Genomic DNA, 13,940 nt, shown 5'->3' with positions numbered 1-13,940 from the left:
GCAGGACTTCAGGGACGCTGCCGGCCGAACACCGGGAGCGCGCGGAGCCAGCGGGAAAAGCCGCCGGCTTTGCGGTCGCAGTCGGCCGGAATGTAGAAGTCCGGATCGGTGGAGCCGAACGGCAGGTACAGCTCCTGACCGGGTGCCGGGAATTCCACGACGTTCTTGTTCTCCTGCGGGTCCATCTGTTCCTCCTCGTTCATCGTTCCGCGCTTTCCGCACTTCGGAAAACTTTTATTGATATGTGGAAAGCGTAGGCAGCTTCGGCGTCCGCGTCAAGAGATGTTCATGACGCGCGCCACAGCAGCCGGTCATATTCGAAAAACTTTGGACAATTCCGTGACCCCCTTCACAAGGACGGATTCCCGCGCTAGTCTTTTCAGCAACTCGTGACTCAGGTCACGAAACCTGGGAGCAGCAGGCAGGGTCGTAATGAGCTGGCATCAACGGATGCCGGCTCTTTTTTGTTGCCGGCATCCATCCAGAAATAAGCGCGAAACAGACACGAGACAGTGTGTGATCCGCGCGAAACAACCCTGGTGGATCGTTAGCCTGGTCCACCCCAAGAAAGTTGAGACAGACCATGAGCAGCAAGATCGTCCTCGGCAAGAACCAGTACGGCAAGGCGGAAAACCGCGTCGTCAAGATCACCCGCGATACCGACCGTCACGAAATCGAGGACCTCAACATCACGTCGCAGCTGCGCGGCGACCTCGCCGCAGCACACTTCGAGGGCGACAACAGCCACGTTGTCCCCACCGATACCCAGAAGAACACCGTCTACGCTTTCGCCCGTGAAGGCATCGGTTCCCCGGAGCAGTTCCTGCTCCGCCTGGCGGACCACTTCACCGGCGAATTCGACTGGATCACCGGCGGCCGCTGGGAAGCCGAACAGTACGCCTGGGAGCGCATCATCGCCAACGGCAAGGAGCACAACCACTCCTTCGTCCGCAAGGGCCAGGAAGTCCGCACCGCCGTCGTCGTCCGCGAAGGCGAAGCCACGTACGTCATCTCCGGCCTGACCGACCTCACGGTGCTCAAGTCCACCGAATCCGGCTTCGAGGGCTACCCCAAGGACAAGTACACCACCCTGCAGGAAACCTCGGACCGCATCCTGGCCACTGCCGTGTCCGCCCGCTGGCGCTACAACAACGACGCCGTGGCCGAAGGCAAGATCGACTACAACGCCGCCTACGAATCCGTGAAGGCCCTCCTGCTGGAAGGCTTCTCCGAGCAGTACTCCAAGGCACTCCAGGAGACCCTCTACCAGATGGCCCAGAAGGTCCTGGACGCCCACCCGGAAATCGATGAGCTCCGCTTCTCCACCCCGAACAAGCACCACTTCGTAGTGGACCTGAGCCCGTTCGGCCTGGACAACCCCAACGAGGTCTTCTTCGCAGCCGACCGCCCGTACGGCCTGATCGAAGCCAACTTCGAGCGCGACCTGATCTCGGACCCGGGCAACGCCTGGGACGGCATCGCCGGCTTCTGCTAAGCCGTCCATGACGCACCGGGGCGGCCGGGACCAGCGCTGCACAGCCCTTGGACCCGGCCACCCCGGCCCTTAGCCATACCCAAAAATGCCGATCTTCGGCCCGGATTGTTAGCCAGACATATCAGCCAGACAAAGGTGTCTGCCCCAAATCAGGAAGTCTGCCATGAACACCAAGAAGAAAAACCGCCCCGCGGGAACCCAGAGCACCCGCCCCGAAGACCAACGCCTGTCGATCGGCAGCTCCTTCGCCTACGGTTTCCAGCACGTCCTCACCATGTACGGCGGAATCATCGCCCCGCCCCTCATCATCGGCGCCGCCGCCGGCCTCTCCTCGCAGGACATCGGCCTGCTGATCGCCGCCTGCCTCTTCGTCGGCGGCCTCGCCACCATCCTGCAGACCGTGGGCATTCCCTTCTTCGGCTCGCAGCTTCCCCTGGTCCAGGGCGTCTCCTTCGCCGGCGTCTCCACCATGGTGGCCATCGTCAACGGCGGTGGCGGCATCCAGTCGGTCTTTGGCTCCGTCATGGTCGCCTCGTTGATCGGCCTGATCATCACGCCCCTGTTCTCCAAGATCATCAAGTTCTTCCCGCCGGTGGTCACCGGCGTGGTCATCACCACGATCGGCCTGACGCTCATGCCGGTCGCCGCGAACTGGGCCATGGGCGGCAACGCCAAGGCCGAGAACTACGGCAGCATGGCCAACATCGGCCTGGCCGCGGCCACCATGGCCGTGGTCCTGATCCTGAGCAAGGTGGGCAACGCGGCCATCTCGCGGCTTTCCATCCTGCTGGCCATGGTCATCGGCACCATCATCGCCACCGTCACCGGCATGGCGGACTTCTCCAAGGTGGGCCAGGGCGATGTGGTCGCATTCCCCACCCCCTTCGCGTTCGGTGCCCCCACCTTTGAAATCGCCGCGATCATCTCCATGCTGATCGTCATCCTGGTCACCCTGACCGAAACCTCGGCGGACATCATCGCCGTCGGCGAGATCGTGGACACCAAGGTCGATTCCAAGCGCATCGGCAACGGCCTGCGTGCGGACATGCTCTCCAGCGTCATCTCGCCCATGTTCAACTCCTTCACGCAGAGCGCCTTCGCCCAGAACGTGGGCCTTGTGGCCATCACGGGCGTCAAGAGCCGCTTCGTGGTCACCGCCGGCGGCGTGATCCTGGTGGTCCTGGGCCTGCTGCCCGTGCTGGGCCGCGTGATCGCAGCCGTCCCCACTCCCGTCCTGGGCGGTGCGGGCGTGGTCCTCTTCGGCACCGTGGCCGCCAGCGGCATCCGCACCCTGGCCAAGGTGGAGTACCGCAACAACATGAACCTGATCATCGTTGCCGCGTCGATCGGCTTCGGCATGATCCCGATCGCCGCGCCCAAGTTCTACGACCAGTTCCCGTCCTGGTTCGAGACCATCTTCCACTCCGGCATCAGCTCCGCAGCCGTCATGGCCATCCTCCTGAACATCCTGTTCAACCACATCAAGAAGGGGAACTCGGACAACCAGTCGACGTTCGTGGCCGGAACGGACCGCGTGCTCACCGAGGCCGACATCGCCTGCCTGGCCGAAGGCGACCGTTTCGAAAACGGCAAGCTGATCGACTGCGACGGCAACGAAGTCCCGGTCAAGACCTCCGCCCACGACCACTGACCCCGAGCAAAGAGGAGGTTTCAACGACGAAGCTTCAGTTTTGAATGGTAAGAGCCGCCGGACGCACCGCGTCCGGCGGCCCGCTTCGTGAGACGGTTGTTTCATGAGGATCGATGAGCGCATCGGGCAGCACTACCCGGACCTGGGACCGCAGGAACAGAAGGCGGCGGACACGCTCCTGGACCATCTGGGCGACCTCGCGGTCTACAACGCCGCCGAACTTGCCCGGCTCAGCGGAGTCTCCAAGGCGACCATGAGCCGGCTGTTCCGCCGGCTGGGCTTCGCCGATTTCACCGAGGTCAAGGAGCACACGCGGCAGTTGCGCGCCAGCGGCATCCCGGTGGCCACCCATGATGAGAGCGACCTCGCCGTCCATCTGGCCCATGAACTGGAGGCCGTCCGCCGCACCTTCGAAAAGCTCGACGCCGGCCAGTTCACCGCCGCGACGGAAGCCCTCGCCGCCGGCCGGCAGCTCCTGCTGATCGGCTACCGCAACAGTTTTCCGCTCGCGCTGCACCTGCGGCAGCAGCTCCTGCAGTGCCGCGGGCGCGTGGCCGCTGCCCCTCAGCCGGGCCAGAGCATCGGCGAGGAATTGGCAGGATGCGGGCCTGGCGACGTCGTCCTCCTGATGGGATTCCGACGCCGGCCGGCGACTTTCGGCGCAATCCTGCAGTCCGCTGCCGCGTGCGGCGCCACCACAATCCTGATCGGCGATCCGAGCGCCCGGCGCTACGCGGCGCAGGCGGGCATCTGGCTGGAATGCCCGGTGGAGAGCGCCTCGGCGTTCGACAGCTACGCCTCGGCGATGAGCCTCATGAGCGCCCTGGCCAACGGCGTGCTGACCCGGCTATCGAAAGCGGGCCGGGACCGGATCCGCGAAGCAACCGCGGTCTTCGGCGCACTGGGCGAACTGGATGAGTGACGCCAGTCACAATTTGCGCATACGCGGGGTGGACCCGCGGAAAACCGCGGCTCCAGCGATTTGACTTTGCCCTGAAGCAATTTCGTAATACACAGGCTCTTCTTCAAGCGGAAACAGCTATGTAACATCCGTTCCACAAACTTGAGTTCATGAAACGGCCGGCTCGGCCGAGAACTCCGGCCCTAAGGAACGACCATGGCTGAACTTGAGACCGCTGCCGGCACTGGCGCCGAAGCCGTCAAGCCCCACTATGACCACCGCCTCGCCAACGAGGACCTCGTCCCGCTCAAGCACCAGAAGTGGGGCGCCTACAACATCTTCGCCTTCTGGATGTCCGATGTGCATAGCGTCGGCGGCTACGTGACCGCCGGCAGCCTTTTCGCCCTCGGCATCGCCAGCTGGCAGGTTCTCCTTGCCCTGATCATCGGCATTGTGATCGTCCAGGTCTTCACCAACCTGGTGGCCAAGCCCAGCCAGAAGACCGGTGTTCCATACCCGGTCATCAACCGCGCCATCTTCGGCATCAAGGGCGCCAACATCCCGGCCATCATCCGCGGCGCCATCGCCATCGCCTGGTACGGGGTGCAGACCTTCCTGGCCGCGGAATCGCTGAACATCATCTTCCTGAAGTTCATCCCGGCCACCCACGCCCTGGCCACGGACTACTCCTTCCTCGGGCTCTCCGCGCTGGGCTGGATCTCCTACGCCATCCTCTGGGTTGCGCAGGCCGCCGTGTTCTGGAACGGCATGGAAACCATCCGCAAGTTCATCGACTTCGCCGGCCCCGCCGTGTACGTCGTCATGATCGTCCTGGCCATCTACCTGGTCTCCCAGGCAGGCTGGGACAAGGTCAGCCTGGACCTCTCCGCCGGCGAACCGCTGGACTTCTGGGCCTCCATCCCGGTCATGCTCAGCGCCATCGCCATCGTGGTGTCCTACTTCTCCGGCCCCATGCTGAACTTCGGCGACTTCGCCCGCTACGGCAAGTCCTTCAAGGCGGTCAAGAAGGGCAACTTCCTCGGCCTGCCGATCAACTTCCTGTTCTTCTCGCTGCTGACGGTCATCACGGCCTCGGCCACCGTCCCGGTGTTCGGAGAACTCATCACCGACCCCATCCACACCGTGGAGCGGATCGACACCCCGTTCGCCATCCTGCTGGGCGGCCTGACCTTCGTCACCGCCACGGTAGGCATCAACATCGTGGCCAACTTCATCTCCCCGGCCTTCGACTTCTCCAACGTTGCCCCGCACAAGATCAGCTGGCGCACCGGCGGCATGATCGCCGCCGTCGGCTCCGTGATCCTGCTTCCGTGGAACTGGTACAGCAACGCCACCGCCATCCACTACTCGCTGGGCATCCTGGGCGCACTGATCGGCCCGCTGTTCGGCATCCTGATTGCCGGCTACTACCTGGTGAGCCGCCAGAAGGTCTGGGTGGACGAGATGTACACCATGGACCCGAAAGGCAAGTACTGGTTCAAGAACGGCTACAACCCCAACGCCATCAAGGCCGTGGCCATCAGCGGCGCGGTATCGGTCGCCTCGGTGATCATCCCCAAGCTGCTCCTGGACACCGGGGCCACCACGGTGGACTTCACCTGGCTGGGCAACTACAGCTGGTTCATCGGCTGCGGCCTGGGCCTGGTGGTCTTCCGCCAGCTCGAGAAGACCTCGCCCATGATCAACCTGGCTGACGACGGCGTCGACGTGAACGACGGTTCACTCAGCGACGACTAGGCACCACACGCACTATGCCGAGCGTACAGTTGAGGCCCTGGAATCCGCGGATTCCAGGGCCTCAACTGTACGCTCGCGCTGCTTGGTGCAGCACGATTTGGTGCAGCGCCGGAAGGTCAGTTGCGGTTCAGCTCGATCGAGAGGGCCTCGGCAGCTTCGCGCAGCATGGGAACGGCGCGGTCCGCGAAGTCCTGGTCCACACGGGTGATCGGGCCGGACACGGAGATCGCCGTGGGCGTCGGGGCGTTCGGCACGGCCATGGCGAAGCAGCGGACACCCAGTTCCTGCTCTTCTTCGTCAATGGAATAGCCGCGTTCGCGGATGAGCTTGAGGTCATGCAGCAGCGAATCGATGTCGCCGATGCTCTTGGCCGTGGGCGTGGGCATGCCGGTGCGGGCCACGATGCCGCGGACCACCTCGTCGTCCAGCTGGGCGAGGATGGCCTTGCCGACGCCGGTGTCGTGGGTGTGGGCGCGGCGGCCCACCTCCGTGAACATACGCATGGAGTGCGGGGACGGAACCTGGGCCACGTAGATGACCATGTCCGAATCGAGCACGGCCATGTTGGAGGTCTCCCCCAGCCGGTCCACGAGGGACTTCAGCTGCGGGCGCGCCAGTGCGCCGAGCTGCTTGTTGGCGCCGTCGCCGAGGCGGATCAGGCGCGGACCCAGGGCGTAGCGCCGGTTGGGAAGCTGCCGCACGTAGCCGAGTGCCACGAGCGTGCGCAGCAGGCGGTGGATGGTGGGCAGGGGAAGATCGGTCGACGACGACAGTTCGCTGAGCGTAACGTCACCGCCGGCGTCCGTGATGAGTTCCAGCAGTTCGAAGACGCGCTCGACGGACTGCACGCCTCCCGAGGGTTTTTCGGCCATTCCGTTGTCTCCTATGGCTCGGAATCCGACAACTGTTATCCGCATCGTGAAAAAAGTTGTTTAGGTCTTCAAGATACCGCACCAAACACCCCTGCGGTCACCTTCGGCGGAAAGCTTGTGTTTCCACTTTGTAGATAATAATATCCATAATACGAAAACACTAGCGAGGCACACCGGTCCTTAACAGGACCCGCAACAGGAGGACATTCAATGGCGAACCCGGGCCCCGGAAACTCAATCACCCTGCGCGTCGCCGCGCCGTCGAACTTCACTGCCACCAGTGAGATCGCAGCCGCAGTCGCGGCAGCAGGAGCAGCCGTCACCGCGCTGGACGTCGCAGAGTCCCACCACGACACGATCGTCGTCGACGTCACCTGCAACACCACCGGCGAAGAACACGCCGAACAGGTCAAGGCGGCCCTGAACGCGCTCGACGGCGTCACGGTCCAGCACGTTTCCGACCGCACCTTCCTCATGCACCTGGGCGGCAAGCTCGAGGTTGTCCCGAAGGTGCCGCTGCGCAACCGCGACGATCTTTCCCGCGCCTACACCCCCGGCGTCGCACGCGTCTGCCTGGCCATCGCCGAGGACCCGTCCGCGGCCCGCAACCTGACGGTCAAGCGCAACACGGTCGCCGTCGTCACCGACGGTTCCGCAGTGCTGGGCCTGGGCAACATCGGCCCCGCCGCCGCCCTGCCGGTCATGGAAGGCAAGGCCGCCCTCTTCAAGCAGTTCGCCAACGTGGACGCCTGGCCGGTCTGCCTGGACACCCAGGACACCGAGGAAATCATCCGCACCGTCAAGCTCCTGGCTCCGGTGTTCGGCGGCGTAAACCTGGAGGACATCGCCGCTCCCCGCTGCTTCGAAATCGAGGCACGCCTGCGTGAAGAACTCGACATCCCGGTCTTCCACGATGACCAGCACGGCACCGCCATCGTCACCCTGGCCGCCCTGGTCAACGCCCTGCGCGTTGTGGACAAGAAGATTTCCGACGTCAAGATCGTCGTCTCCGGCGTCGGCGCTGCCGGCTCCGCCATCATCCAGCTCCTCAAGGCCCAGGGCGCGCAGCACATCATTGCCGCCGGCCGCTCCGGCGCCATCCACCACGGCGAGAGCTACGACGACCAGCACCGCACCTGGATCGCGGAAAACACCAACGAAGAAGGCTTCTCCGGAACCCTGCACGAGGCCCTCGTCGGCGCGGACGTCTTCATCGGCGTCTCCGCCCCGAACATCCTCAGCGAAGAGCACGTCGCCTCGATGGCCAGCGACGCCATCGTCTTCGCCATGGCCAACCCCACCCCCGAGGTGGATCCGTCCATCGCGTCCAAGCACGCCGCCGTCGTGGCAACCGGCCGCAGCGACTTCCCGAACCAGATCAACAACGTCCTGGCCTTCCCGGGCCTGTTCCGCGGCCTGCTCGACGCCGGCGCGAGCGACATCACCCCGGACATGCTGGTGGCCGCCGCCGAGGCAATCGCCAACCGCGTCGCTGACGATGAGCTCAATGCGAGCTACATTATTCCCAGCATTTTCGACCCGCACGTGACGGCCGATGTCGCAACCGCAGTTGCGAACGCAGCACACGCCGCCGCCCAGTCTGCTGCTACCCAGTCCAACGCCGCCGTTCCGGCCGGCGCACACTAGGAAGGACCCTTCCCATGGCTCTTACCGTCACCGATCCCCAGCCGATCGAACGCGCCGAAGAAATCCTGACCCCCGAGGCCCTGGCCTTCGTGGAGGAACTGCACAAGCGCTTCGCCGGCACCCGCAACGAACTCCTGGCGGCCCGCACCGCCAAGCGCGAGGAAGTGGCCCGCACCGGCAAGCTGGATTTCCTTCCCGAAACCAAGGAAGTCCGCGAAGGCGACTGGAAGGTCGCCGAGGCTCCGGCCGCCCTGCAGGACCGCCGCGTTGAAATGACCGGCCCCGCTTCCCCGGCCAAGATGGCCATCAACGCCCTCAACTCGGGCGCCAAGGTGTGGCTCGCGGACCTCGAGGACGCCAGCACCCCCACCTGGGCGAACGTCATCGACGCCATCCTGAACCTGCGCGACGCCGCCCGCGGCACCTTGGAATACACCTCCCCGGAGGGCAAGGAATACCGCCTGCGCACCGACGCTCCGCTGGCAGTCGTGGTCACCCGCCCCCGTGGCTGGCACATGGACGAACGCCACCTGCTGATCGACGGCGAACCCACCGTGGGTGCCTTGGTGGACTTCGGCCTGCACTTCTTCCACACCGCCAAGCAGCTCCTTGAGAACGGCCATGGCCCGTTCTACTACCTGCCCAAGATGGAGAGCTACCTGGAGGTCCGCCTCTGGAACGACATCTTCGTCTTCGCCCAGGACTACATCGGCATCCCGCAGGGCAGCATCCGCGGCACCATGCTGATCGAGACCATCCCGGCCGCCTTCCAGATGGAAGAGTTCCTCTACGAGCTGCGCGACCACGCTTCCGGCCTGAACGCCGGCCGTTGGGACTACCTGTTCAGCATCGTGAAGTACTTCCGCGACGGCGGCGAGTCCTTCATCCTGCCGGACCGCGCTTCCGTCTCCATGACCGCGCCGTTCATGCGGGCCTACACCGAGCTGCTGGTCAAGACCTGCCACAAGCGCGGCGCCTTCGCGATGGGCGGCATGGCCGCCGTCATCCCGAACCGCCGCGAACCGGAAGTCACCGCCCAGGCCTTCGAAAAGGTCCGTGCGGACAAGACCCGCGAGGCGAACGACGGCTTCGACGGTTCCTGGGTTGCCCACCCGGACCTGGTTTCCACCTGCCAGGAAGTGTTCGACTCTGTGCTCGGCAGCAAGCCGAACCAGCTCGACAAGCAGCGCCCGGAGGTTTCCGTCACGGCTGAGCAGCTCCTGGACGTCCGCTCCGCCGAAGGTGACGTCACCGAAGCCGGCCTGCACCTGAACCTGTACGTCGCCGTCGCCTACACCGCGGTGTGGCTCTCCGGCAGCGGCGCCGTCGCCATCCACAACCTGATGGAAGACGCCGCGACGGCGGAAATCTCCCGTTCGCAGGTGTGGCAGCAGATCCGCAACAAGTCCGTCCTTGCGGACACCGGGAACACCGTCACCCGCGAGCTCGTCACCAAGGTCCTGGCCGAGGAAACCGAGCGCCTGCGCGGCGAAGTGGACGCCGAGTCCTTCACCAAGTACTACGAGCCGGCCAGCCGCCTGATCGCGGACATCTGTCTCTCGGAGGACTACACGGACTTCCTGACCACCCCCGCCTACGAGCTGGTGTAGGGATGGCAGCACACTCCCTCAACGCGGCCGACTTCGCCGCCATCGATTCCCAGCTGGCCGAGACCGACCAGCTGCTGGAACGCAACTACCCCGGCGACAGCGGCAGCCGCCAGCCCGTGCACACCGTGTACGTGCCTGCGGACCGTTTCACGCCGTCGCTCGCCGCCGAATGGGGCGCCCAGGCGCTCGCGACGGCGGAGGAGCACGGCGGTCTCGAGAAGCTCGGCGCGCTGCTGGGCCAGGAGCCCGAGCTGGCGGCCGCCGTCGCCGGCCGGGTTTCCGCCAAGCTGCGCAGCGAACCGATCGAGGACCTGCGCCTGGACTTCGAAGACGGCTACGGCGACCGTGGCGATGACGCCGAAGACGTGGCTGCAGTGGCCGCGGCCCAGGCCGTCAGCGAAGCCGTGGCTGCCGGTTCGGCTCCGCCGTTCATCGGCATCCGCTTCAAGTGCTTCGAGGCCCCCACCCGGGCCCGCGGCCTGAAGACGCTGGACCTGTTCGTCTCCACCCTGGCCTCCGCGGGCGAACTGCCCGAGGGCCTGGTGCTGACGCTGCCCAAGGTCACCACGGTGGCCCAGGTCAAGGCCATGGACTTCGCGGTCTCCCGCCTGGAAGAGATCCACTCGCTGCCCGCCGGCCGCCTGCGGTTCGAGGTCCAGGTGGAAACGCCGCAGCTGATCCTCGGCCCGGAAGGCACTTCCCCGGTGGCCCAGCTGCCGCACGCGGTACCTGGACGCATCAGCGGCCTGCACTACGGAACCTACGACTACTCGGCGTCGCTGCAGATCGCAGCCGAGTACCAGTCCATGGAGCACCCGGTGGCGGACTTCGCCAAGGAAGTCATGCAGCTGGCGGTGGCGGGCACCGGGATCCGGCTTTCGGACGGTTCCACGAACATCATCCCCGTGGGTGACAACGTGGAGAACGCCTGGAAGCTGCACGGCCGCCTGGTCCGCCGCTCCCTGGAGCGCGGCTACTACCAGGGCTGGGACCTGCAGGCCAACCAGCTGGCCAGCCGCTTCGCCGCCACGTACGCCTTCTACCGCGAAGGCCTCCCGGCCGCGGCGGCCCGCCTGCGCAACTACGTGGAGCGCACCGAAGGCGGCGTCATGGACGAGCCGGCAACGGCACGCGCCTTGGCCGCGTTCATCCTGCGCGGCGTCCAGTGCGGCGCGGTGGGTACCGAGGAAGTCCTGGCCCTTGCCGGCGTCGAACTCCCCCGCCTGACCGTCCTGGCACATCCGCGGCTCGCCACCACGTCGAACTCCACCACTTCGAGCTAAAGGGACTCATCGATGAGCGACTACTACTACCCCGCCGGCGGCCTGCCGCCGCAGACCCACCTCACCACCGAGCGTGCGATCGTCACCGAGGCCTACACGGTGATCCCGAAGGGTGTGCTGACTGACATCGTCACCAGCCTCCTGCCGGGCTTCACGAAGACCCGTTCGTGGATCATTGCCCGCCCGATCTCCGGCTTCGCCACCACCTTCTCGCAGCTGATCGTTGAGGTTGCCCCCGGCGGCGGCGCTCCGAAGGCGGAGTTCGAGTCCGGCGTCGAAGGCGTGATCTTCGTGGTCAAGGGCACCCTGAACCTGGACCTCAAGGGCGAGAAGCACATCATGGAAGAAGGCGGCTACGCGTACCTGGCCGCCGGCGACGAGTGGGGCATCGAGAACACCTCGGACGACATCGCCACCTTCCACTGGATCCGCAAGGCCTACGACCGCCTTGAAGGTTACGAAGCCAAGTCCTTCGTCACCAACGAGAAGGACGTTGAAGGCGTTGCGATGCCGGACACCGACGGCGTGTGGAGCACCCAGCGCTTCGTGCCCTCGGACGACCTGGCCCACGACATGCAGGTCAACATCGTCACCTTCCAGCCGGGCGGCGTGATTCCGTTCCCGGAGACCCACGTCATGGAGCACGGCCTCTACGTCCTCGAAGGCAAGGCCATGTACCTGCTCAACAAGGACTGGGTCGAGGTGGAAGCCGGCGACTACATGTGGCTGCGCGCCTTCTGCCCGCAGGCCTGCTACGCCAGCGGCCCGGGCCGCTTCCGGTACCTGCTGTACAAGGACCAGAACCGCCAGATCAAGCTCACCGGCGCACCGCTGCCGGGCTAGGCTTTCAGGCTCTTGGGCCGCCGGATCCTTTGTGGATCCGGCGGCCCTTGTCGTTGTGGCGGGTTTTAGGCTGGTACCGGACGGCGAAGGCGGCGCCCTGCCCAGAAAGCCAGGACCAAGAGCCCGACGGCGGCGATCAGGTAGCCTGCCTTCGTCACCGGGCCGAGGATGAGGAGGCTTTGGGAACTGAAGGTTTCGTTGGACAGCGGTGCATAAGCGAACCAGCCAAACGAGAACCGCTCGCTTCTCCCGATCTGCGCGGTCACCAGCCCGCCGCTCACCACGGCCAGCCCCAGCAGGAGCAAGATGACATTCGTCCGTGCCTTGGCGCCTCTGCGGAGTCCGGCCCACACCGCCAGGAGCAGCAGTCCGAGCAGGGCGATCACATAGCCGGCCTGCGTCAAAGGACCAAGGAAAGCGGCTCCGGACAGGCTGAAGGAATCCGGTAGCGGCGACACGAAGCCGAAATCGAACGGCTGCTTCTTGCCTGCCCAGGCGGTCACCACTCCTGAGATGACCACCGCCAGTCCCAGCAAAGGTGCGAGCAAAGGTGCGACGGCGGCCGTCGCCTTGCGCCCGCCACCCGGCTTCCCGCCGGGCTGCTGAGGTTCGCCCGGTTCAGTGTTGTCCCCCAAAGAATCCATGCCCGCAGACTAACAGCGCCGCCGTCGGGCAGGCTTTAACGCACGAAGTCGCCGGAACACTGCTGGTCGCCGCAATGTTCCGGCGACCCCGCAGCGCTACGGCGACTTCGGTCAGGACTGAACCCTTACTCGCAGGCGACGCCGTCCTTGTCCCGGTCCAAACCGGCACGGTAGCCGGGCTGCCCTGCGTATAGCGGCGCGGCGCCGGCTGCGCGGGCATCGGCGCAACTGGAGAAGTAGGCCGCTGGCGGCGCAGGAGCGGGAACTGCCGGCTTAGGCGGCGCAGGCGCGGGTGCCACCGGTTTCGGAGCGGGAGCCACGGGCTTCGGTGCCGGCGGCGCGGGCTTCGGAGCCGGTGCAGGCGGCTTTTGGACCGGCACCTTGACCAGTGGTGCCGGTACATTTCCGCCAACCACTGCGCCTGCTCCGGCGCCCGCGGCTCCCGGAACAGCAGGCGGCTTGGTGGCCTTCGGCGTGGGAGTCGGCGTCGGCGTGGCGCTGGCCGTCGTTGCTGACGGACTCGGCGTCGCTGACGGTTCCTCGCTTGCGGAGACCACGGGCGTCGGCTCATCCGCGGTGCTGCGGTCGCGGGGACCGGGTGATCCGCACGCTGCCAGTCCGAAGAGAAGTGCTGCGCCTGCAGCGATGACTGCGAAATTACTCCGGACGGAACGGGTCCGCTGAGGAACTCCGGAAATTACTTGGTGCGCCGGGTCTGTTTCCGGCACGAAAAGTTGACTCACTTTTGCCCCCATGAGTACGAAAGAACTTGTAGATTCAAGTCAAATCCACAAGGGGCATGTTATAGCCATTCCCGGGAAAATTCGAAGCGATGGAGAAATGATCCCCCCAAGCCCGTCATGAATTCTTGCCGGTCCGGAAAACTTTCCAGTTCAGAAAAACTTTTACGCCTCCGCCCCGCCCGCTAACCGGTACGACTCCTCCAGCAATTCCTTGAGTTCGACGGCGTCGATCCGCTCCAGCCGGACGAGCAGGAGCTGCGGGGAACGGTCATGATGCGGGGTCCAGAAATACGTATCAGGCTCCATCGCCGCGAGTGCTTCGCGTTCTTCGCTTTTCACGGTAAGAATGCCGTCGTCCCACATCCGGGCCATCAACGTCTTCGCGAACCATGCAGGCCGGCCCCAGCTTGACCTTTCGCTCACTCCGGCGAATTCCAGGCAGATCCTGCGGACATCGTTTTCGCTGGCCATGCGCCCACTGTGGCATCGCCCG

Annotated in this window: 13 protein-coding genes; 8 read left to right on the top strand and 5 right to left on the bottom strand. The window is 65.2% G+C overall.

What is annotated here, in order from left to right:
* Positions 1–8: 8 nt before the first annotated feature.
* On the bottom strand, positions 9–203 hold the full coding sequence (locus tag BIU82_RS13910; RefSeq protein ID WP_070350055.1) for a hypothetical protein: 195 nt from the start codon (positions 201–203) through the stop codon (positions 9–11).
* 380 nt (positions 204–583) lie between these two features.
* Between BIU82_RS13910 and pucL the strand changes: the two genes are divergently transcribed.
* The 4 genes from pucL to BIU82_RS13890 all read left to right on the top strand — a co-directional run bounded on the left by pucL (position 584) and on the right by BIU82_RS13890 (position 5,805).
* On the top strand, positions 584–1,495 hold the full coding sequence (gene pucL / locus BIU82_RS13905; protein WP_070350054.1) for a factor-independent urate hydroxylase: 912 nt from the start codon (positions 584–586) through the stop codon (positions 1,493–1,495).
* A 163-nt stretch (positions 1,496–1,658) separates the two neighbouring features.
* Positions 1,659–3,146: a nucleobase:cation symporter-2 family protein gene (locus BIU82_RS13900; RefSeq protein ID WP_070350053.1), complete on the top strand. Its 1,488-nt coding sequence runs from the start codon at positions 1,659–1,661 to the stop codon at positions 3,144–3,146.
* 103 nt (positions 3,147–3,249) lie between these two features.
* A complete protein-coding gene (locus BIU82_RS13895; RefSeq protein ID WP_070350052.1) occupies positions 3,250–4,068 on the top strand; it encodes a MurR/RpiR family transcriptional regulator in 819 nt (272 codons plus the stop codon).
* Between the two features lie 195 nt (positions 4,069–4,263).
* Complete coding sequence (locus BIU82_RS13890; RefSeq protein WP_070350051.1) at positions 4,264–5,805, top strand: NCS1 family nucleobase:cation symporter-1; 1,542 nt, start codon at positions 4,264–4,266, stop codon at positions 5,803–5,805.
* Positions 5,806–5,921: 116 nt separating this feature from the next.
* Here BIU82_RS13890 and BIU82_RS13885 read toward each other — a convergent pair whose 3' ends face one another.
* Positions 5,922–6,677 carry an IclR family transcriptional regulator gene (locus BIU82_RS13885; protein WP_070350050.1) on the bottom strand — a complete coding sequence of 252 codons (756 nt, stop codon included), beginning with the start codon at positions 6,675–6,677 and terminating at the stop codon, positions 5,922–5,924.
* A 210-nt stretch (positions 6,678–6,887) separates the two neighbouring features.
* Between BIU82_RS13885 and BIU82_RS13880 the strand changes: the two genes are divergently transcribed.
* Genes BIU82_RS13880 through BIU82_RS13865 form a run of 4 tightly spaced genes read left to right on the top strand, consistent with a single transcriptional unit; the run spans position 6,888 to position 12,060 of the window.
* On the top strand, positions 6,888–8,324 hold the full coding sequence (locus tag BIU82_RS13880) for an NAD-dependent malic enzyme (protein WP_070350049.1): 1,437 nt from the start codon (positions 6,888–6,890) through the stop codon (positions 8,322–8,324).
* Positions 8,325–8,338: 14 nt separating this feature from the next.
* Entirely contained in the window at positions 8,339–9,934 is a 1,596-nt protein-coding gene (gene aceB / locus BIU82_RS13875; RefSeq protein ID WP_070350048.1) for a malate synthase A, read from the top strand.
* A 2-nt stretch (positions 9,935–9,936) separates the two neighbouring features.
* Positions 9,937–11,217: an aldolase gene (locus BIU82_RS13870; RefSeq protein ID WP_070350047.1), complete on the top strand. Its 1,281-nt coding sequence runs from the start codon at positions 9,937–9,939 to the stop codon at positions 11,215–11,217.
* Between the two features lie 12 nt (positions 11,218–11,229).
* Positions 11,230–12,060, top strand: a complete 831-nt coding sequence (locus BIU82_RS13865) for a bifunctional allantoicase/(S)-ureidoglycine aminohydrolase (RefSeq protein WP_070350046.1) — start codon at positions 11,230–11,232, stop codon at positions 12,058–12,060.
* 65 nt (positions 12,061–12,125) lie between these two features.
* Here the strand turns inward: BIU82_RS13865 and BIU82_RS20180 are convergent, their stop codons facing one another.
* The 3 genes from BIU82_RS20180 to BIU82_RS13855 all read right to left on the bottom strand — a co-directional run bounded on the left by BIU82_RS20180 (position 12,126) and on the right by BIU82_RS13855 (position 13,918).
* Entirely contained in the window at positions 12,126–12,704 is a 579-nt protein-coding gene (locus BIU82_RS20180) for a hypothetical protein (protein ID WP_253182788.1), read from the bottom strand.
* 125 nt (positions 12,705–12,829) lie between these two features.
* Entirely contained in the window at positions 12,830–13,459 is a 630-nt protein-coding gene (locus BIU82_RS19375) for an excalibur calcium-binding domain-containing protein (protein ID WP_083292350.1), read from the bottom strand.
* A 150-nt stretch (positions 13,460–13,609) separates the two neighbouring features.
* Positions 13,610–13,918 (bottom strand): MmcQ/YjbR family DNA-binding protein, encoded by a 309-nt coding sequence (locus tag BIU82_RS13855; protein WP_070350045.1) that lies wholly within the window; start codon positions 13,916–13,918, stop codon positions 13,610–13,612.
* Positions 13,919–13,940: the final 22 nt, after the last annotated feature.

It is taken from the genome of Arthrobacter sp. SW1 (genome assembly GCF_001766675.1).
In the GTDB taxonomy this organism is placed as follows: Bacteria; Actinomycetota; Actinomycetes; order Actinomycetales; family Micrococcaceae; genus Arthrobacter.
This window is presented reverse-complemented; position numbering and strand designations above follow the sequence as displayed.

What these genes read in the sequence shown, in the direction of transcription:
- BIU82_RS13910 (WP_070350055.1), bottom strand. Translation starts at nt 203, where the DNA reads ATGAACGAGGAGGAACAGATGGACCCGCAGGAGAACAAGAACGTCGTG.
- pucL (WP_070350054.1), top strand. Translation starts at nt 584, where the DNA reads ATGAGCAGCAAGATCGTCCTCGGCAAGAACCAGTACGGCAAGGCGGAA.
- BIU82_RS13900 (WP_070350053.1), top strand. Translation starts at nt 1,659, where the DNA reads ATGAACACCAAGAAGAAAAACCGCCCCGCGGGAACCCAGAGCACCCGC.
- BIU82_RS13895 (WP_070350052.1), top strand. Translation starts at nt 3,250, where the DNA reads ATGAGGATCGATGAGCGCATCGGGCAGCACTACCCGGACCTGGGACCG.
- BIU82_RS13890 (WP_070350051.1), top strand. Translation starts at nt 4,264, where the DNA reads ATGGCTGAACTTGAGACCGCTGCCGGCACTGGCGCCGAAGCCGTCAAG.
- BIU82_RS13885 (WP_070350050.1), bottom strand. Translation starts at nt 6,677, where the DNA reads ATGGCCGAAAAACCCTCGGGAGGCGTGCAGTCCGTCGAGCGCGTCTTC.
- BIU82_RS13880 (WP_070350049.1), top strand. Translation starts at nt 6,888, where the DNA reads ATGGCGAACCCGGGCCCCGGAAACTCAATCACCCTGCGCGTCGCCGCG.
- aceB (WP_070350048.1), top strand. Translation starts at nt 8,339, where the DNA reads ATGGCTCTTACCGTCACCGATCCCCAGCCGATCGAACGCGCCGAAGAA.
- BIU82_RS13870 (WP_070350047.1), top strand. Translation starts at nt 9,937, where the DNA reads ATGGCAGCACACTCCCTCAACGCGGCCGACTTCGCCGCCATCGATTCC.
- BIU82_RS13865 (WP_070350046.1), top strand. Translation starts at nt 11,230, where the DNA reads ATGAGCGACTACTACTACCCCGCCGGCGGCCTGCCGCCGCAGACCCAC.
- BIU82_RS20180 (WP_253182788.1), bottom strand. Translation starts at nt 12,704, where the DNA reads ATGGATTCTTTGGGGGACAACACTGAACCGGGCGAACCTCAGCAGCCC.
- BIU82_RS19375 (WP_083292350.1), bottom strand. Translation starts at nt 13,459, where the DNA reads ATGGGGGCAAAAGTGAGTCAACTTTTCGTGCCGGAAACAGACCCGGCG.
- BIU82_RS13855 (WP_070350045.1), bottom strand. Translation starts at nt 13,918, where the DNA reads ATGGCCAGCGAAAACGATGTCCGCAGGATCTGCCTGGAATTCGCCGGA.